This window comes from Isoptericola sp. NPDC056573, assembly GCF_042793335.1.
Lineage (GTDB): Bacteria > Actinomycetota > Actinomycetes > Actinomycetales > Cellulomonadaceae > Isoptericola.
Genome location: NZ_JBHTUY010000003.1, coordinates 400,375 through 416,652, shown reverse-complemented (window position 1 = coordinate 416,652; position 16,278 = coordinate 400,375). Strand labels below are relative to the sequence as shown.

The window sequence follows — 16,278 nt, the reverse complement described above, 5'->3', positions numbered from 1 at the left end:
AGCCCGCCACCTCACGCGCGGGCGTCCGCCGCCATCGCCTCGAGCGCGGCGAACGGCGCCGGGGCCGCGAAGCGCCCGCGCAGCGACGGCTCGTACGCCGTGAGCGGCCGCGCCTGGAAGAACCTCGCCAGCGCGGGGTCGTCCGGCTCGACGCCCAGCTCCGGAGCGGGCGCGAACCCGAAGCGGGAGTAGTACGCCGGGTCGCCGACGAGCACGACGAGCGGCTCCCCCAGCGCGTCGGCGGCGCCCAGCACCGTGTGCACCAGCGCGGAGCCGACGCCGCGGGCCTGGTGGTCCGGGTGCACGCTCAGCGGGCCGAGCACGAGGGCGGGGTCGTCGCCCACGCGCGCCCGCGTGCACACGACGTGCCCGACGACGTCGTCCCCCGCGCCGGCGACGAACGCGAGCTCGGGGATCCAGCACTCGTCCGCGCGCAGGAGGCCGACGAGCGTCGCCTCGCCGGGTGCGCCGTCCGGCTCCACGGGCGGCGCCGAGTACGGCGCGCCCGCGAAGGCGGCGGCGGTGACGGCGCGGACGGCGGCGGCGTCGGTCGGGAGCTCGCGGCGGATCAGCATGGGCCGATGGTGGCATCGGCCCGCCGTCGTCGTCTCCGGTATTCCCGGTCCCGCCGCGGCGGACGCCGCGGTCTACAGTCCCTCGCATGCGCCGCGGACCGATCGTCGCCCTCGCCGGGGTCTCCGGGCTCGCCGCCGTGCTGGCCTGGAGCGAGTGGCTGAACCGGCGCTGGTCGCGCACCCTCGTGGCCGACGCCGCGGGGCCGACGCAGGCCGTCGTCGTCCTGGGGTTCCGCAATCCCGGCCCGGCGGCGAACGTCGTCAGCCGCTGGCGGGTGCGCGCGGGGCTGCGGTCGATCGACCCGGCGGCACGCGCGCGGCTCGTGCTCAGCGGGGGCACGACGACGTCCCGCCGCTCCGAGGCGAGGGTGCTGGCCGACCACGCCGTCGGCGTCCTGGGCTATGACGGCCCTCTGGTGCTGGAGGAGGAGAGCCGGACCACCTGGGAGAACGTCGCGCGCGTCCTCCCGCTGGTCGAGGACGCCGACCGGATCACGTTCGTCTCGCAACCGGCGCACGCGCTCAAGGCCCGGGTCTACGTGGCCCGTCAGCGACCGGACCTCGTGGGCCGGCTGACCCGCGCGGCCGACCACCGCTGGGGCGAGTGGCTGCCGCTCAAGCCGGCCCTCGCCGCCTACGGCCTGTGGACGCTGCGGGGCGTCCGGCGCGACCTGCGCGGGCGGTGACACCGCGCCGCACGGCTCGTATCGTGACGCCGTGACCGTCACCCAGGCGCTGCTCGCCTTCGCGCTCGTCGCGGGCCTCCTCACCCTCGTCCCCGGACTCGACACCGCGCTCGTGCTGCGCAGCACCGTGACCCGCTCGCGCTCGCACGGGTTCGCGGCGCTCGGCGGCATCCAGGTCGGCACCCTCGTGTGGGGCGCCGCCGCCGCGGGCGGCGCGGCGGCGCTGCTCGCCGCCAGCCAGACGGCGTACCGCGTGCTCACCCTGGCGGGCGCGGCGTACATGGTCTGGATGGGGGCGTCGATGCTCTGGCGGTCCTTCCGGTCCCCCCGCGACGCCGCCGGCGAGGTCGACGTGCCGCTGCCGACCGGCGGCCGCTGGCGCGACTTCGGGCTGGGGCTCAGCACCAACCTCATGAACCCGAAGGTCGGCGTCTTCTACGTCGCCGCGATCCCCCAGTTCGTGCCCGACGGCGTCAACCCGCTGCTCATGGGCCTGCTGCTCGCCCTGGTGCACTGCGTGCTCGGGACCGTCTGGCTGTCGCTCGTCGTCCTCGGGGCAGGCTGGTTCGGGCCCCGGCTGCGCCGGTCCGGTGCCGTGCGCTGGGTGGACCGCGTCACCGGCGGGGTGCTGGTCCTGTTCGGCGCCCGGCTGGCGGCCACCGCGCGCGTCTGACGCCGCCCCGGGCCGGTCCGCGCCCGATCAGGTGATCGTCAGCTCGATCGTGTGCCAGCCGGTGGCGCCGTCCGGCGCGGGCGGTGCCTCCGCCTCGACCTGGACGGTGCCGTCCGCGTCCGTCGCGCGTACCGCCACGAGGTGGTCGCCGGGGGGCGCGTCCCAGTCCAGGCGCCACTGGCGCCACGTGTCCGGGCCGACGGTCTCGGCGAGCTCGGCCGCGACCCAGTCGCCGTCGTCCACCCGCACCTCGACGCCGGAGATCCCGGTGTGCTGGGCCCAGGCGACGCCCGCGAGCGTCACGGTGCCGGCGGGCAGGTCGTCGCCCGGGCGCGGGACGTCGATGCGCGACGACAGCTTGATCGGACCCAGCGCGGACCAGCCGCGCGGCGTCCAGTAGCCCTGCTCGTCGGCGAACCGGGTGACCTTGAGCTCGGTGACCCACTTGGTGGCCGACACGTACCCGTACAGGCCGGGCACCACGAGGCGCGCGGGGAAGCCGTGCTCGGTGGGCAGGGGCTCGCCGTTCATGCCGACCGCCACGAGGCAGGCGCGGTCGGGCTCCTGCAGCACCTCCAGCGGCGTGCCCGCCGTGAAGCCGTCGGTGCTGCGCGAGAGCACCATGTCCGCGCCGGCCTGCGGCTTCGCCCGGGCCAGCAGCTCCCGCACGGGGTAGCCGAGCCACAGCGCGTTGCCGATGAGGCTCCCGCCCACCTCGTTGGAGACGCACGCCAGCGTGACGTGGTGCTCCTCGAGCGGCAGCGCGAGCAGGTCGTCCCACGTGATCGTGAACGGCTCGTCCACGAGGCCGGTCACGGTGAGCGACCAGTCGTCGGGGTCCACCTGCGGCACGACCAGGGCCGTGTCGATGCGGTAGAACTCCGGGTTCGGCGTGACGTACGGAGCGGCACCCTCGACGCCGAGGTCGGCGCCCGCGGGCACCGGCGGCGCCGACGTCGCGGGCCGGGGCAGCCGGATCGCCTCCCGCGCGGCCGTCACCGCGCGACCGCCGGCGGAGACCACGCGCGAGACGCCGAGCACGACCACGGCGCCCGCCGCCGTGACGCCGGTCCACTGCAGGAAGCGGCGCCGGTCGATCGCGGACCGCCAGTCGGCCCCGGGCCGCTCGTCCTCGGCGAACCACGTCTCGACCCGCCGCAGCAGGGCGCTGAGCAGGGCGATCGCGGCCACCACCCCGAGCAGGCTCGGCAGCGCCCAGGCGATGTTCGCCCCCGGACGTCCGGCGGCCACGACGGCCGCCACCGCGCCCACGGCGCCCAGCAGGACGGCGCCCCACGGCGGACGACGCCGCTCCAGGAACCCCACGAGCGCCGCCCCGGCGAGGGAGACGGCGCCCATCGTCGCGAGCAGCACGGCCTTGTCGGCCGTGCCGAACCACGACACCGCCAGGTCCTTCAGCCAGCCGGGGACGCCGTCCACCACCGCCCCGCCGACCGCCACGACCGGGCTCGACGACGGGTCGACGAACGCCGCGACCAGCTCCGCGACCGCCAGGCCCGCCGCCGTCGTCACCACGCCCGCGAGCGCCGCCCACCAGCCGTCGCGCCGCTTCGGCTCGGGCGGGACCCACGACTCGGCGTCCCAGCCCCCGGCGTCTCCCGGTGAGCTGCTCATGACCTCAGCGTCCCACCGCGGGGCTGCCGGGGGCACCGGGGTCCGGCCAGCCGGCGAGGTGCCCGAGCCACGCGAGGGCGAGCCACGACCCCTCGAGGTCCAGCTCCGTCCCCGGACCCGTGACGCGCGCGGAGCAGAGTGCGTCCAGCGTCCACGGTCCCTGCTCCGCCGGCGCGAGCGTCAGCGACCGGAGCGTGAGCGTCGTGCGGTCCAGCTCGACGTCGGCGGGCGCCGCACCGGACGTCGCCGGCAGCGCGGCCCAGGTCCGCCGGCGCGAGGTCCACAGGGTCGGGCGCTCGCCGTCGACCTCGGCGAGCCGGTCCGCGGTGCCGCCGACGACGGCGCACGGCAGCTCGGCGACGGGCTCTGCCGGGTCGCGCGGCACCCGCGGCGGCTCGTCCCCGAGGCTCGCCACGTCGCCCGTCGGCGCGTTCCCGTTCGCGATCGACAGCGCGAGGTCCACGGCGGCGCGCACGAGGCCCGACGCCGCGCCCGCGCTCTCGCGCACCCCGCGCCGCTGCCGGCGCGGGCGTCGCCACGAGATCACGTCCTGGACCCGGGGACTCGTCATGGCGTCGACCGTAACGCCACCACGGTCGACGCCACGCCCGGCGATGTCACGCCCCGGCGACCGCCGGGTCCGGCCGGGGCACGTGCGCGAAGACCGACTGCCCCAGCCAGCGGGGCACCTGGCGCCGTGCCACCTCGGGGCCCACGAGGTCCACCTCGCGCGAGCGCAGCGCGTTCGCCCAGGTCACGTCACCCCGCCACAGGCGGGTGAGGGCCCGCAGCGGCGTCGTCACGACCACCGCCGCGTCGTAGCCGGGGTCGTAGTCGCACACCTCGACCTGCCCGTCGCGCACGACGATCCACCACCGGGACACCCGGGGGGCCACGTCGGTGAGCACGATCCCGAGGACGGTCCGCTCCCGGGGCCAGGCGGCGACGTCGATCGTGCGGCGCATGTCCCACAGCAGCAGGTGCGGGTCGAGGTCCTCCTCACCGAGCCCGCCGACCCACCGCGTGCCCCAGGCGCCGAGCGCCTCGACCACCGGCCGCAGCTCCTCGCCCGCGGGCGTGAGCACGTAGCGGACGTGGCCCTCGTCACCGGCGCGTCGCACGACGCCCGCACGTTCCAGGGTCCGCAGCCGCTTCGACAGCAGCGTGGGCGACATCTTCGGGTTGCCGCGCCGCAGCTCGTTGAACCGCGAGCTGCCGAGCAGCAGCTCGCGCACGACGAGCAGCGTCCACCGCTCGTCGAGCACCTCCATCGCCTTGGCGACGGGGCAGAACTGCCCGTAGCCCGCCATCCCCCCAGTGAACGCCCGCGACGCGCGGCGGGCCAGTACAGATCCAGGACTTCGCCCGGTCCAGATCCGGCACTGGATCGCGGCCGGCGCCGGGCGCACCGTGAAGGGGTCGGCACGGTCCCGTGCCGGTCACCGTGGAGCGAAGGAGCCCCTCATGAGCGTCACCGATCCCCGGACCGTCCCCGCCGACCTGCTCGAGACGGTCCGCACCAAGCACCGCGCCGTCTGGGAGTCGGGCGACTATCCAGCCGTCGCGGACCAGGTCATCCCCTCGTTGGGGGCCGTCCTCGTGGAGGCGTGCGACGTCGGCCCGGGCGACCGGGTGCTCGACGTCGGCGCCGGCTCGGGCAACGCGTCGATCCCGGCCGCGCTGGCGGGGGCCGACGTCGTCGCCTCCGACCTGTCCCCCGAGCTCCTCGAGGCGGGCCGACGACGCGCCGAGGCCACGGGCGCCACCCTGCGCTGGGAGCCGGCCGACGCGCACGCGCTCCCGTTCGACGACGGCGCGTTCGACGTCACCCTGTCGTGCGTGGGCGTGATGTTCGCGCCGTTCCACCAGCTCGCGGCCACCGAGCTCGCACGGGTGACCCGCCCCGGCGGCACGATCGGGAACGTCGCGTGGACGCCGGACGGGTTCATCGGCCAGATGTTCGCGACCCTCAAGCCCTACGCGCCCCCGCCGCCGCCCGGGGCCCTCCCGCCGCCGCTGTGGGGCACCGAGGAGCACGTGCTCGCGCTCTTCGGCGACCGCGTCACCGACGTCCGGGCCGAGGTGCACGGGCTCGTCGTCGACCGCTTCTCCGACGGCGCCGCGTTCCGCGACTTCTTCAAGGCCACCTACGGGCCGACCATCGCGACGTACCGGCACCTCGGGGACGACGACGCCAGGGCGGCCGAGCTCGACGACACGCTGGCCGCGCTCGGCGACCGGCACCTGCGGGACGACGGCACGATGGTCTGGGACTACCTGCTGGTGCGCGCGACCCGGGCGTGAGCCCGCGCCCTCACCCCGCGGCGATGAGGCGGTGACGGACCCGGTCGAGCTCCGGGTCCGTCACGCCGTGCGCGCGCAGGTAGTCCGCCGGGTCCACGCCGTCGAGGAAGTCCCCGAGCGCCGCGGCGACGGTGTCGCACCAGGCCGCCAGCGCGTCGGGCGCGCGGTGCGGCTCGCTCCATCCCGGCTCGGTGACGGCCCGGTCGTTGTTCGCGCGCACGGCCCGCAGGTAGTCGTCGACGACGACCGGGCGGGGGACGCCGACGAGGGTCAGCAGCAGGGCGGTGACCATGCCGGTCCGGTCGCGCCCGCCTGCACAGTGGTAGACGACGGCGCCGTCGGGCGCGTCGGCGATCGTGCGGAACACGTCGGCGACGAGCCCGGGCCAGCGCTCCAGCACGGTCGCGTAGTAGCGCGGGGTGTCGAGGTGCGGCGCCCAGGCGCGCATGAACTCCTCGTCGTCCGGGTCCTCGACGGGGCGGTGGTGCCGCGTCACGGTCGGCGGCAGCTCCAGCGGCTCGATCTCGGCCGCGTTGCGCAGGTCGACGACGGTGCGCACGCCCGCGGCGGCCATCGCCGCGAGACCCTCGGGGCCGGCGTCGTCGAGCCGCGACGTCCGGTAGAGGCTCCCGGTCCGGGTGCGCCCGCCGTCGGCGGTGGGCAGCCCGCCCAGGTCGCGGGCGTTCGGCAGCGCGCCCCAGTGCACCTCGCGGGCGTCGGGGCCGGTCGAGGCGGGGGCCGCCCCCGCGGGCGAGGTGTCGGTCGGGATGCTCACGGGCGTCAGGCAACCACACGTCGTCGGCGGGGCGTACTAGGCTCGACGCCGGATCACGGGCACGACTCTGGCCCGTCGGCGCGACCCGGGCTGTGGGCCGCGGTTCCACCGGCGCGAGATGGCGCGCCGTCGGACGACACCACCGACGACGACCCCTGGAGCTTCCGCGTGCCCCGACTCCCCCGTACCGCCGTGCCCGGCGTTGCCCTGCTCGCCCTGTCCCTCGCCGCCCTCACCGGCTGCGGCCAGGACCCTGCCGACGCCGCGCCCTCGGCCGCCCCGACGGACGGGTCCGCCGGGGGGACCACCTACCCGCTGACGCTCGACAACTGCGGTGTCGAGACGACGGTCGACGGCGCACCGCAGCGCGTGGTGACGATCAAGTCGAGCACCACGGAGATGCTGCTCGCCCTCGGGCTCGGCGACCGCATCGTCGGGTCGGCGTTCCTCGACGGCCCCGTGCCGGACTCGCTGGCCGACGCCGCCGCCGACGTGCCCGCCGTCGCCGAGCCGATGGCGGAGCAGGTGCCCGGCGCGGAGGCCGTGCTCGGCCTGGAGCCCGACCTCGTCTACGCCGGCTGGGAGTCCAACCTCACCGCCGACGGCGCGGGCGACCGTGCCACGCTGGCGAAGCTCGGCGTGGCGACCTACGTCTCCCCCGCCGCCTGCAAGGCGCCGGAGTACATGCCGGACCCGCTGACCTTCGACGACGTCTTCGCCGAGATCGACGAGGTGGGCGAGGTCTTCGACGCCTCCGACGCCGCCGACGACCTCGTCGCGACGCAGCAGGACGCGCTCGCGTCCGTCGCCCCCGACGACCGAGGCCTCACCGCGCTCTGGTACTCCTCGGGCGACGACATCCCCTACGTCGGGGCGGGCATCGGCGCGCCGCAGATGATCATGGACGCCGTCGGCCTGGAGAACGTCGCGGGCGACGTGGACGACACCTGGACGTCGTTCTCCTGGGAGCAGGCGATCGAGGCGGACCCGGACGTCGTCGTGCTCGTCGACGCGACGTGGAACAGCGCGGAGCAGAAGATCGAGCGGCTCGAGTCGAACCCCGCCACCGCCCGGATGACGGCCGTGCGCGAGGGGCGCTACCTCATCGTGCCGTTCCCCGCGTCCGAGGCCGGCGTGCGCAACGTCGACGCCGTCGTCGACCTCGCCGACCAGCTGGCGGGCCTCGACCTGTGACCACCGTCGCCGAGCCGGTCCGCACCCCGCCGTCGACGTCGTCGACGGCGCGGCGGGGCGCGGCCTGGTGGCTGCCCGCGTCGGTGGTCGTGCTCGTCGCGACCGTCCTCGTGACCGTGACGGTCGGCCCGGCGGACCTGTCCGTCGCGGACGTGTGGCGTTCGATCGCGACGCACGTCGGCCTCGGCGGCGCGCTGAGCCTCGAGCCGCTCGACGCGCTGCCGGACGGCATGGTCTGGGAGCTGCGGCTGCCCCGTGTGCTCACCGCCGCGGCGGTGGGGGCGGGTCTCGCGGTGTGCGGCGTCGTCATGCAGTCCCTCACGCGCAACCCGCTCGCGGACCCCTACCTGCTGGGGCTGTCGTCCGGGGCGTCGCTGGGAGCGGTGCTCGTGCTGGTCGCCGGGCTGACGGTGCTGCTGCCGGTCGCCGCGTTCGGCGGCGCGGTCGCGGCGCTCGCCGCCGCCCTCGGGCTGGCCGGCGCGATCGGCACGATCACGCCGACCCGCACCGTGCTGGCCGGGCTGGCGGTGAGTCAGCTCGCCGCGGCCGCGACGAGCTTCGTCATCTTCTGGTCCGCCACCGGCGACTCGTACCGCGAGATCCTGTCGTGGCTCATGGGGTCGGTCGCGGGCGCGACCTGGACCTCGGTCGCGATCACCGGCGTGGCCGTGCTGGTGCTGGGCACCCTGCTCGCCTCGACCGGCTCGATCCTCGACGCGTTCACCTTCGGCGACACCGCGGCCGCCACGCTCGGCGTGCCCGTCGCGCGGGTGCGGTGGCTGCTGCTGGTGGGCGTCGCGCTGCTCACGGGCGCCCTGGTGTCCCAGAGCGGGTCGATCGGGTTCGTCGGCCTGATCCTGCCGCACGCCGTACGGCTGCTCACCGGTGCGCGGCACCGGCTGCTCCTGCCGCTGTCCGCGCTGTGCGGGGCGTCGTTCCTCGTCTGGGCCGACACGCTCGCCCGCACGGTCTTCGCCCCCCGCGAGGTGCCCGTGGGCATCGTGACCGCCGCGATCGGCGCGCCCGTGTTCGCCCTGCTGCTGTGGCGCGGCCGGAGGATCGCATGACCACCGAGACCCGCTCCCAGGCTCGCACCGAGACCCGCACCGGCGCCCCCGCCCGGGACGCCGCGGCTCCGGCCGCCGACGGCCTGGACGCCGCCCGGGTCTCGTGGTCGACGAGCGGCCGCCTGATCCTCGACGGCGTGGACGTCACCGCACCCGCGGGCGCGGTGACCGGGCTGCTCGGCCCGAACGGCTCGGGCAAGTCCACGCTGCTGCGCGTGCTCGCCGGAGTGCAGGCGCCGACGGACGACGGGCCCTCGGGCGGCGCACGCGTCGTCTTCGGTGGCGCCGACCTCCTCGCCCTGCCGCGGCGTCGTCGCGCACGGACGCTCGCGTTCGTCGAGCAGGAGGCGTCCACCGACCTGCCGGTGACGGTGCTCGACGCCGTCCTGCTCGGCCGCATCCCCCACCGCTCCCTGCTGGCCGGCGACTCCGCGGACGACCGCGCCGCCGCCCGGCGCGCCCTCGACGACGTCGGGGCGGCGCACCTTGCCGACCGCGAGGTCACGACCCTCTCCGGCGGCGAGCGCCAGCGCGTGCACATGGCGCGCGCCCTGGCGCAGGAGCCCGCGCTCGTCCTGCTGGACGAGCCGACCAACCACCTCGACATCGCCGCCCAGCTCGACGCGCTGCGCATCCTGCGCGACCTCGCCGACCGGGGCGTCACCGTGCTCGCCGCCCTGCACGACCTCCAGCTCGCCGCCCAGCACTGCGACCACGTGGTGCTGCTGTCCGGAGGCCGCGTCGTCGTCGCCGGCGACGTGCGCGACGTCCTCGTGCCCGACGTCCTCGACCCCGTCTACGGCGTGCGCACCGAGGTGCTCACCCACCCGCGCACCGGTCGCCCGGTGCTGACGTTCGAGCCGGCCGACTGATCCGCTGCATCAGGCCCGCGGACGCCGCCCCAGCTCGATGGCCGGGCAGCGGTCCATCACCATGTCGAGTCCGGCGGCGCGGACGCGGGCCGCGGCGGCCTCGTCGACGACGTCGAGCTGGAACCACACCGCCTTGGCGCCGATCGCGATCGCCTCGTCGGCGACGGCCCCGGCCAGCTCGGAGCGGACGAAGACGTCCACGACGTCGACCGGGAACGGGATGTCCGCCAGGCTCGCGTAGCCCTGCTCGCCGTGCACGGTCTCGGCGCGCGGGTGCACGGGCACGATCCGCTTGCCCGCGCGCTGCAGCACCCCCGCGACGCCGTACGCGGCGCGCTCCGTGTTCGTGGACAGCCCGACGACGGCCCAGGTGGTGGTCTCGTCGAGGACGCGGTCGATGGTCGCGTCGACGTCGGTGGTGGTCTCGCTGACCTCTGAGCTGCTCATGCCTCGTGCAACCGGCACCTCGATCGGCCTGTTCCAGTCGCGCGGGTCCCTGATCCTCATGCGTGCCCCCTCGTCGTCCGTTCCGTCCGAGCCCTCGTCCGAGCCGTCATGCGACCGCCAGCGCCACGCCCGCGAGCGCGCACGACGCGGCGCAGGCGACGGTCCGCACGTGGTTGAGCCGGCTCCAGGGCCGGTCGAACGCGGCCCACCCGGCGGCGTCCCGGTGCGCCATGACGTGGTTGTTCAGCGGCACGTTGCCCACCGCCGTCACCCCGAGCATGCCCACGACCACCAGCACGGCGCTCGCCACGACCAGCCACGCGCCGTCATACCCGCCGACGAGGCCGACCACCGCCGAGCCCGCGGGCACGACCACGGCCGCGCCGAACAGGGTCATGAACGGTGGCCGGACGGCATCCTCGTTGATCGCCGCGATCGCGGCGGCCGCCGCCGCGGGGTCGAGCCTGCGCAGCCCCGGCATGACGAAGGTCGAGAACGCCGCGAACACCCCGCCCGCCAGACCGGTGGTCAGCACGGTCAGCACGAGGAGCACGCCCCAGAGGTCCATGGGCCCATCCAACCAGCGGGACGGCCCCGGCCGCAGCAGGATGGACCGCATGCCCGTGCCTCCGGCCGTCTCCAAGGCCACCAAGCGCTTCAACCCGTACGCCCTCAAGGTGAGCTCGCGCGTGCCGCCGTGGGTCACGCTGCACCACACGGGCCGCAAGAGCGGCCGCGAGTACCGCACCCCCGTGGTGGCGTTCGCCGCCCGGGCGCCGATCGACACGCGGGTCGCTCGGCCCGGCGACCCGGTCGAGATCGGGGAGTACCGCGACATCCTCGTGCTGACACCGCTGCCCTGGGGCCCGGACGTGGACTGGTGCCGCAACGTGCGCGCCGCGGGCTCGTACCGGCTCACCCGCAAGGGGGTCGACTACCGCGCGGACCAGCTCCGCGTCGTGGACGCCGACGACGCCCGCGGGCTGCTCGGCGGGTTCGTCGGCGCGGCGTCGGGGCTGATCGGCATCGAGTCGTTCCTCGTCGGGCGGCTGCACCGCTGGCCGGTCGACGAGCCAGGGCAGGGCTGAGGACCCGACGGCGTCGGCGGCGCGGGGCGCTGGCGGACCGGGCGAGGGCAGCGGCCTAGGTGAACCCCCTGGGCGCCGGGCGCGGCACCAGGGCCGGTTTCAGGGACCTCCCGGTTCTGTGACGCCGGTCATCTTCCGTACGTTCGACGGCATGATCGAGGCACAGGGTCTGTCCAAGCACTACGGGAGCACGACCGCCGTCGACCGCGTCACCTTCGCGGTGCGGCCCGGCGTCGTCACCGGCTTCCTCGGCCCCAACGGGGCGGGCAAGTCCACCACCATGCGCATGATCATGGGGCTCGACCGGCCCTCCGCGGGCTCGGTCACCGTCAACGGCCGCGCGTACACGCGGCACCGGTCCCCGCTCACCGAGGTGGGCGCACTGCTCGAGGCCCGTGCCGTGCACCCCGGCCGGACGGCGCGGTCGCACCTGCGCGCGCTGGCCGCCACGCACGGCATCCCCGACCGGCGGGTCGACGAGGTCATCGACATGACCGGCCTGGCCTCCGTGGCCCGCAAGCGGGTCGGCGGGTTCTCGCTCGGCATGGGCCAGCGGCTCGGCATCGCGTCGGCGCTGCTGGGCGACCCGCGCACGCTCATCCTCGACGAGCCCGTCAACGGCCTCGACCCCGAGGGCGTGCTGTGGGTGCGCCGCCTCGCGCGGAGCCTCGCGGCCGACGGCCGCACCGTCTTCCTGTCCAGCCACCTCATGAGCGAGATGGCGCTCACCGCCGACCACGTCATCGTCATCGGGCGCGGCCGCATCCTCGCCGACGCTCCGGTCAGCGACGTCGTCGAGGCCGCGTCGCGGCGCGCGGTCACCGTCCGCACCCCCGGCCCGTCGACCCTGCGCACCGCGCTGGAGCGCGCGGGCGCCGCCGTCGTCGTGCCCGACGTCGCCCACGAGGGCTCGCTGGAGGTCACGGGCCTGGACGCCGCGGCGATCGGCGAGATCGCCCTCACCGCCGGCGTCGCGCTGCACGAGCTGACCCCGGTCGCCTCGACCCTCGAGGACGCCTACCTGGAGCTCACGGCGGACGCCGTCGAGTACCGCACCGACGACACCTCCGACCAGCTGGCGGCCGCCGGCACGACGAGCACGGGAGACCCGTCATGAGCGCCACCACCACCCTCGTCGCGGGCCGCGCGCCGGCCGCCGACGCCCACGTGACCTTCGCGCGCGTGCTGCGCTCGGAGCGGCTCAAGCTCTGGTCGCTGCGCTCCACCTGGTGGGGCGTGGCGCTGACGGTGCTGCTCATGGCGGGGCTCGCGGCGCTCATGGCCGCGACGCTCGGGTCGGCCGCGAGCTCGCCCGGCATCCAGGAGACCATGAGCGCCGACCCCCGGCTGGCGTCCCCGAGCGGTGCGGTCGCGGTCACGTTCGGGTACGGGTTCGCGCAGCTCACCGTGGCGGTGCTCGCCGTCCTGGCCATCACCGGCGAGCACTCGACCGGCATGATCCGCGCGACGTACGCCGCCGTGCCCCGGCGGCTGCCCGTCCTGTGGGCCAAGCTCCTGGTCGTCGCGGCGACGACGGCGCTGCTGGCCGTCGTCGGCCTGGCCGCGGCCTGGCTCGCGACGGCGTCCTCGCTGTCCGCCGACGGACTCGCGCTGGACCTCTCCGACAGCGAGCATCTCCGCGCCCTGGGCGGCACGGTCGCGTACCTGGTGACCGTCGCCGCGCTGTCGCTGGGCATCGGCGCCCTCTGGCGGAGCACCGCGGCCGGGATCGCCACCACCCTGGGCCTGCTGATGGTGCTGCCGCTGCTGTTCCAGGTGCTCGCCGGCTCGGCCGCCTGGGCGCAGGACGTCTACGCCTACCTCCCGACCGTGGCCGGCGAGCGCCTCGTCGCCACCGGGCCCACCCCGGACGGGCTCCTCTCCCCCGGTGCCGGGTTCGCGGTGCTGGCGGCCTACGCGACGGCGGTGCTCGCCGCGGCCGCCGTCGCCGTCCGGCGTCGCGACGCGTGACCGCGCTCGCGGCCGGGCTCAGTCGTCGCGCGCCTCCTTCACCTGGGCGACCAGCTGGGTCGGGTTCACGAACCTCAGGGCGGCGACGAGCATGACGAGCATCGTCGCCGTGTACATGACGGCCATGGCGGAGACGAGCTGGCGGGCCTCGCCGCCGCCCGCCGACGTCATGGCGCGGTAGATCGCCACGACGAGGGTGTCGGACTGCGGCCCGGACACGAGGAACGTCAGCTCGAACATGCCGACGGTGCGCACGAGCACGAGGATCGACGCCGCGAGGATGCCGGGCACGAGCAGCGGGGCCAGGATGCGCGTGAACACCTGCCGCATCCCGGCGCCGCACATGCGCGCCGCGGACTCGATCGCCGGGTTGATCTGCTCGATGAACGGCGTCATGGTCAGGATCACGAACGGCACCGAGGGCACCAGGTTGACGAGGATCACCGCGATCACCGACCGGCCCAGTCCGAACGCGTACATCACGGTGGCGAGCGGGATGCCGAACGTGATCGGCGGCATGAGGATCGGCAGCAGGAAGAGCAGGTTCACCAGACGCTTGCCGGGGAAGCTCCGCCGTGCCAGCAGGTACGCCGCCGGCACGCCGATCAGCACGGACAGCACGACGACGGCGAGCGCCACCCCGACCGTCACGCCCACCACGTGCGTGAGGTCGAACCGGTCCCACGAGCTCGCGTACCACTCGGTGGTCCACTCGGCCGGCAGCCACGTGTCGAACCACGACCGCCCGAACGAGTCCGCGACCACGGCCGTGATGATGCCGAGCAGGAACACCAGGAACGCGGCCATGCCCGCCCAGACGAACCACGTCGACGGCGACGCCGCCAACGACCGCTCGCCCGGGGGCCTGCCCGCCGCGCCCCGCGCGCGGGCCGGAGCGTCCTGCGGCGCGCCCGACGTCGTCGTCGGGCTCTCGAGCGTGCTCATCCCTTGCCTCCCGTCGATCCCTTGTAGAGCAACGACCGCCAGGCGAGCACGACCGCGATGACGATCAGCTCGACGACGCCCATCATGAGCGCGATGGTCGAGGCCATCGCGTAGTCGTTCTGCTCGCCGAAGGCGCGGAACGCCATGAGCGACATCACGCGCGTGGAGCCCATCGCGTCACCGACGAGGCGGGCGGACGGGAACACCGAGAACGCCAGCACGAACGTGAGGATGAACGTGGTAGCCAGCCCGGGCGCGAGCAGCGGCAGGGTGATCCGCCGGAACCGCTGCCACCAGCCTGCGCCGAGCGTGCGCGCCGCCGAGTCGAGCGACGAGTCGATGCCCGACAGGTAGCTCGACACCAGCAGGAACGCGAACGGGAACCCGGTGATGATCAGCGAGAACATCACGCCGGTGTAGTTGTTCACGAGCTGCACCGGCTCGTCGACGAGACCCGTCGCCAGCAGGAACCGGTTGAGCCACCCCTGGCGCCCGGCGAAGATGAGCAGCCCCTGCGCCGTGAGCACCGTGCCGAGCGTGATCGGCAGCACCAGCACCGACGTCATGAACCGCTTGAAGCGGAACTTGCGGCGCAGCACCATCGCCACGGGGATCGACGCGAGCACGTTGAACAGCGCCGCCGGCAGGGCGAGGCGCATCGTGATCCAGATCGAGTCGAAGACGAACGGGTCGCGGAAGAACGCCACGTAGTTCGCCAGGATCCCGCCGCCCCACTGCTCCTGGGTGGCGGCGCTCGGCTGGAAGGTGAGCCCGATCCCGTACGAGAACGGGTACACGAACAGCGCGAGCGCGAAGACCAGCGCGGGCACCATGAGCCACAGCGACGAGTCGATGCCGCGCTCTGCGAGCCGGTGCCGCAGGCTCGCGGTGCTGCGCGCGGGGTGGTCGGCGACGGCGGTCATGCCACCGTCACCGCCTCCGCCCGGTCGGCGGCCGCCGGCGCCGCCGAGAGCTCCGCCGGGAAGACGAGCACCCGGTCGGAGGCCGCGGTGAGGCGCACGGCGTCGCCCACCGCGGGCGCCGTCGGTGTGCGCACGTGCAGCGTGGCGCCGTCCGCCGTCTGCACCACCACGGCGAACTCCCGACCGTGGTACTCGACGACGGCGACCACGCCCTCGACGACGTTGCCGTCGCGCGGCGCGTGGCCGTCGGCCAGCACCGTGAGGTCGTCCGGCCGCACCGCCACCCGGACCTCGTCCCCCGCCGCGACGTCGCCCACCGTGCGTCCGTGCAGCGTCAGCCCGCCGACGCGGACGGTGCCCCCGCCGCCCAGGGTCCCGGCGAGGATGTTGCGGTAGCCCATGAAGTCCGCGACGTGCCAGTTGCGCGGGTGGTCGTAGAGGTCGTCCGGCGCACCGATCTGCTGCACCCTGCCCTCGCGCAGCACGACGAGGCGGTCGGCCAGGGACAGCGCCTCCTCCTGGTCGTGCGTCACGTAGATCGTCGTGAGCCCCAGCTCCTGGTGCAGCCGCCGGATCTCCGTGCGCATGTCGAGCCGCAGCTTCGCGTCGAGGTTCGACAGCGGCTCGTCCATGAGCACCAGCGACGGCTCCAGCACCACCGCGCGCGCGATCGCGACGCGCTGCTGCTGCCCGCCGGAGAGCTGGCCCGGCAGCTTCTTGGCGTGCTGCTCCAGCTTCACCAGCGCGATGGCCTCGGCGACCCGCCGCGTGACGTCCGCGCGCGGCAGGCCCCGCATCTGCAGCCCGAACGCGACGTTCTTCTCCACGGTGAGGTGCGGGAAGAGCGCGTAGCTCTGGAACACCATCCCGAAGCCGCGCTTCTCGCTGGGCACCGTGTCCACCCGTCGCCCGTCGAGCAGGATCTGTCCGTGGGTCAGCGGGAGCAGGCCCGCGAGGCAGTTGAGCGCCGTCGACTTGCCGCAGCCCGACGGGCCGAGCAGGGCGATGAACTCGCCCGCCCGGACCGTCAGGTCGAGGCCCGCCAGGGCCTGGTGGCCGCCGAAGCTGCGGCCGACGTCGCGCAGCTCCAACGACTCGAACGTGCCGGCCGTGATCGCCATGG

The 16,278-nt window shown here is 75.2% G+C and carries 19 protein-coding genes; 9 read left to right on the top strand and 10 right to left on the bottom strand.

The window, feature by feature from the left end:
• Positions 1-11 precede the first annotated feature (11 nt).
• Positions 12-575, bottom strand: a complete 564-nt coding sequence (locus tag ACFQ8E_RS07080; protein WP_430549862.1) for a GNAT family N-acetyltransferase — start codon at positions 573-575, stop codon at positions 12-14.
• Between the two features lie 86 nt (positions 576-661).
• Here ACFQ8E_RS07080 and ACFQ8E_RS07075 point away from each other — a divergent pair, with 86 nt between their 5' ends.
• Together ACFQ8E_RS07075 and ACFQ8E_RS07070 are read left to right on the top strand one after the other, a co-directional pair.
• Positions 662-1,261, top strand: coding sequence for a YdcF family protein (locus ACFQ8E_RS07075; protein ID WP_430549861.1), 600 nt, complete (start codon positions 662-664; stop codon positions 1,259-1,261).
• Between the two features lie 31 nt (positions 1,262-1,292).
• Positions 1,293-1,934 carry a LysE family translocator gene (locus ACFQ8E_RS07070; RefSeq protein ID WP_430549860.1) on the top strand — a complete coding sequence of 214 codons (642 nt, stop codon included), beginning with the start codon at positions 1,293-1,295 and terminating at the stop codon, positions 1,932-1,934.
• Between the two features lie 27 nt (positions 1,935-1,961).
• Here ACFQ8E_RS07070 and ACFQ8E_RS07065 read toward each other — a convergent pair whose 3' ends face one another.
• From ACFQ8E_RS07065 to ACFQ8E_RS07055, 3 genes are read right to left on the bottom strand one after another with little or no spacing between them, the layout of a single operon-like run.
• Complete coding sequence (locus ACFQ8E_RS07065; RefSeq protein WP_430549859.1) at positions 1,962-3,569, bottom strand: molybdopterin-dependent oxidoreductase; 1,608 nt, start codon at positions 3,567-3,569, stop codon at positions 1,962-1,964.
• A gap of 4 nt (positions 3,570-3,573) precedes the next feature.
• A complete protein-coding gene (locus tag ACFQ8E_RS07060; protein WP_430549858.1) occupies positions 3,574-4,140 on the bottom strand; it encodes a hypothetical protein in 567 nt (188 codons plus the stop codon).
• A 46-nt stretch (positions 4,141-4,186) separates the two neighbouring features.
• Positions 4,187-4,879 (bottom strand): winged helix-turn-helix transcriptional regulator, encoded by a 693-nt coding sequence (locus ACFQ8E_RS07055; protein WP_430549857.1) that lies wholly within the window; start codon positions 4,877-4,879, stop codon positions 4,187-4,189.
• Between the two features lie 154 nt (positions 4,880-5,033).
• Between ACFQ8E_RS07055 and ACFQ8E_RS07050 the strand changes: the two genes are divergently transcribed.
• On the top strand, positions 5,034-5,873 hold the full coding sequence (locus ACFQ8E_RS07050; RefSeq protein ID WP_430549856.1) for a class I SAM-dependent methyltransferase: 840 nt from the start codon (positions 5,034-5,036) through the stop codon (positions 5,871-5,873).
• 10 nt (positions 5,874-5,883) lie between these two features.
• Here the strand turns inward: ACFQ8E_RS07050 and ACFQ8E_RS07045 are convergent, their stop codons facing one another.
• Entirely contained in the window at positions 5,884-6,648 is a 765-nt protein-coding gene (locus ACFQ8E_RS07045) for a tyrosine-protein phosphatase (RefSeq protein ID WP_430549855.1), read from the bottom strand.
• Between the two features lie 168 nt (positions 6,649-6,816).
• Between ACFQ8E_RS07045 and ACFQ8E_RS07040 the strand changes: the two genes are divergently transcribed.
• The 3 genes from ACFQ8E_RS07040 to ACFQ8E_RS07030 are packed head-to-tail and all read left to right on the top strand — an operon-like array spanning position 6,817 to position 9,781.
• Positions 6,817-7,842, top strand: coding sequence for a putative F420-0 ABC transporter substrate-binding protein (locus ACFQ8E_RS07040; protein ID WP_430549854.1), 1,026 nt, complete (start codon positions 6,817-6,819; stop codon positions 7,840-7,842).
• The gene (locus ACFQ8E_RS07035; RefSeq protein ID WP_430549853.1) at positions 7,839-8,909 is read left to right on the top strand and encodes a putative F420-0 ABC transporter permease subunit; all 1,071 of its coding nucleotides are present in this window, start codon (positions 7,839-7,841) and stop codon (positions 8,907-8,909) included. The genes ACFQ8E_RS07040 and ACFQ8E_RS07035 overlap by 4 nt, the downstream gene beginning before the upstream one ends.
• Positions 8,906-9,781 carry a putative F420-0 ABC transporter ATP-binding protein gene (locus ACFQ8E_RS07030; RefSeq protein WP_430549852.1) on the top strand — a complete coding sequence of 292 codons (876 nt, stop codon included), beginning with the start codon at positions 8,906-8,908 and terminating at the stop codon, positions 9,779-9,781. Before ACFQ8E_RS07035 ends, ACFQ8E_RS07030 begins: the two co-directional genes overlap by 4 nt.
• Before the next feature lie 9 nt (positions 9,782-9,790).
• Here the strand turns inward: ACFQ8E_RS07030 and ACFQ8E_RS07025 are convergent, their stop codons facing one another.
• Positions 9,791-10,228 carry a CoA-binding protein gene (locus ACFQ8E_RS07025; RefSeq protein ID WP_430549851.1) on the bottom strand — a complete coding sequence of 146 codons (438 nt, stop codon included), beginning with the start codon at positions 10,226-10,228 and terminating at the stop codon, positions 9,791-9,793.
• Positions 10,229-10,334: 106 nt separating this feature from the next.
• Complete coding sequence (locus ACFQ8E_RS07020; protein ID WP_430549850.1) at positions 10,335-10,796, bottom strand: anthrone oxygenase family protein; 462 nt, start codon at positions 10,794-10,796, stop codon at positions 10,335-10,337.
• A 49-nt stretch (positions 10,797-10,845) separates the two neighbouring features.
• Between ACFQ8E_RS07020 and ACFQ8E_RS07015 the strand changes: the two genes are divergently transcribed.
• The 3 genes from ACFQ8E_RS07015 to ACFQ8E_RS07005 all read left to right on the top strand — a co-directional run bounded on the left by ACFQ8E_RS07015 (position 10,846) and on the right by ACFQ8E_RS07005 (position 13,287).
• Positions 10,846-11,316 carry a hypothetical protein gene (locus tag ACFQ8E_RS07015; protein ID WP_430549849.1) on the top strand — a complete coding sequence of 157 codons (471 nt, stop codon included), beginning with the start codon at positions 10,846-10,848 and terminating at the stop codon, positions 11,314-11,316.
• Positions 11,317-11,467: 151 nt separating this feature from the next.
• Entirely contained in the window at positions 11,468-12,433 is a 966-nt protein-coding gene (locus ACFQ8E_RS07010) for an ABC transporter ATP-binding protein (protein ID WP_430549848.1), read from the top strand.
• A complete protein-coding gene (locus ACFQ8E_RS07005; protein ID WP_430549847.1) occupies positions 12,430-13,287 on the top strand; it encodes an ABC transporter permease subunit in 858 nt (285 codons plus the stop codon). Before ACFQ8E_RS07010 ends, ACFQ8E_RS07005 begins: the two co-directional genes overlap by 4 nt.
• An 18-nt stretch (positions 13,288-13,305) precedes the next feature.
• Here ACFQ8E_RS07005 and ACFQ8E_RS07000 read toward each other — a convergent pair whose 3' ends face one another.
• From ACFQ8E_RS07000 to ACFQ8E_RS06990, 3 genes are read right to left on the bottom strand one after another with little or no spacing between them, the layout of a single operon-like run.
• Positions 13,306-14,232 (bottom strand): ABC transporter permease, encoded by a 927-nt coding sequence (locus ACFQ8E_RS07000; RefSeq protein WP_430549846.1) that lies wholly within the window; start codon positions 14,230-14,232, stop codon positions 13,306-13,308.
• Positions 14,229-15,155, bottom strand: coding sequence for an ABC transporter permease (locus tag ACFQ8E_RS06995; protein WP_430549845.1), 927 nt, complete (start codon positions 15,153-15,155; stop codon positions 14,229-14,231). Before ACFQ8E_RS06995 ends, ACFQ8E_RS07000 begins: the two co-directional genes overlap by 4 nt.
• On the bottom strand, positions 15,152-16,276 hold the full coding sequence (locus ACFQ8E_RS06990) for an ABC transporter ATP-binding protein (RefSeq protein ID WP_430549844.1): 1,125 nt from the start codon (positions 16,274-16,276) through the stop codon (positions 15,152-15,154). The genes ACFQ8E_RS06995 and ACFQ8E_RS06990 overlap by 4 nt, the downstream gene beginning before the upstream one ends.
• Between the last annotated feature and the right edge of the window lie 2 nt (positions 16,277-16,278).

What these genes read in the sequence shown, in the direction of transcription:
- ACFQ8E_RS07010 (WP_430549848.1), top strand. Translation starts at nt 11,468, where the DNA reads ATGATCGAGGCACAGGGTCTGTCCAAGCACTACGGGAGCACGACCGCC.
- ACFQ8E_RS07005 (WP_430549847.1), top strand. Translation starts at nt 12,430, where the DNA reads ATGAGCGCCACCACCACCCTCGTCGCGGGCCGCGCGCCGGCCGCCGAC.
- ACFQ8E_RS07025 (WP_430549851.1), bottom strand. Translation starts at nt 10,228, where the DNA reads ATGAGCAGCTCAGAGGTCAGCGAGACCACCACCGACGTCGACGCGACC.
- ACFQ8E_RS07065 (WP_430549859.1), bottom strand. Translation starts at nt 3,569, where the DNA reads ATGAGCAGCTCACCGGGAGACGCCGGGGGCTGGGACGCCGAGTCGTGG.
- ACFQ8E_RS06990 (WP_430549844.1), bottom strand. Translation starts at nt 16,276, where the DNA reads ATGGCGATCACGGCCGGCACGTTCGAGTCGTTGGAGCTGCGCGACGTC.
- ACFQ8E_RS07055 (WP_430549857.1), bottom strand. Translation starts at nt 4,879, where the DNA reads ATGGCGGGCTACGGGCAGTTCTGCCCCGTCGCCAAGGCGATGGAGGTG.
- ACFQ8E_RS07015 (WP_430549849.1), top strand. Translation starts at nt 10,846, where the DNA reads ATGCCCGTGCCTCCGGCCGTCTCCAAGGCCACCAAGCGCTTCAACCCG.
- ACFQ8E_RS07060 (WP_430549858.1), bottom strand. Translation starts at nt 4,140, where the DNA reads ATGACGAGTCCCCGGGTCCAGGACGTGATCTCGTGGCGACGCCCGCGC.
- ACFQ8E_RS07075 (WP_430549861.1), top strand. Translation starts at nt 662, where the DNA reads ATGCGCCGCGGACCGATCGTCGCCCTCGCCGGGGTCTCCGGGCTCGCC.
- ACFQ8E_RS07030 (WP_430549852.1), top strand. Translation starts at nt 8,906, where the DNA reads ATGACCACCGAGACCCGCTCCCAGGCTCGCACCGAGACCCGCACCGGC.
- ACFQ8E_RS07050 (WP_430549856.1), top strand. Translation starts at nt 5,034, where the DNA reads ATGAGCGTCACCGATCCCCGGACCGTCCCCGCCGACCTGCTCGAGACG.
- ACFQ8E_RS07080 (WP_430549862.1), bottom strand. Translation starts at nt 575, where the DNA reads ATGCTGATCCGCCGCGAGCTCCCGACCGACGCCGCCGCCGTCCGCGCC.
- ACFQ8E_RS07020 (WP_430549850.1), bottom strand. Translation starts at nt 10,796, where the DNA reads ATGGACCTCTGGGGCGTGCTCCTCGTGCTGACCGTGCTGACCACCGGT.
- ACFQ8E_RS06995 (WP_430549845.1), bottom strand. Translation starts at nt 15,155, where the DNA reads ATGACCGCCGTCGCCGACCACCCCGCGCGCAGCACCGCGAGCCTGCGG.
- ACFQ8E_RS07000 (WP_430549846.1), bottom strand. Translation starts at nt 14,232, where the DNA reads ATGAGCACGCTCGAGAGCCCGACGACGACGTCGGGCGCGCCGCAGGAC.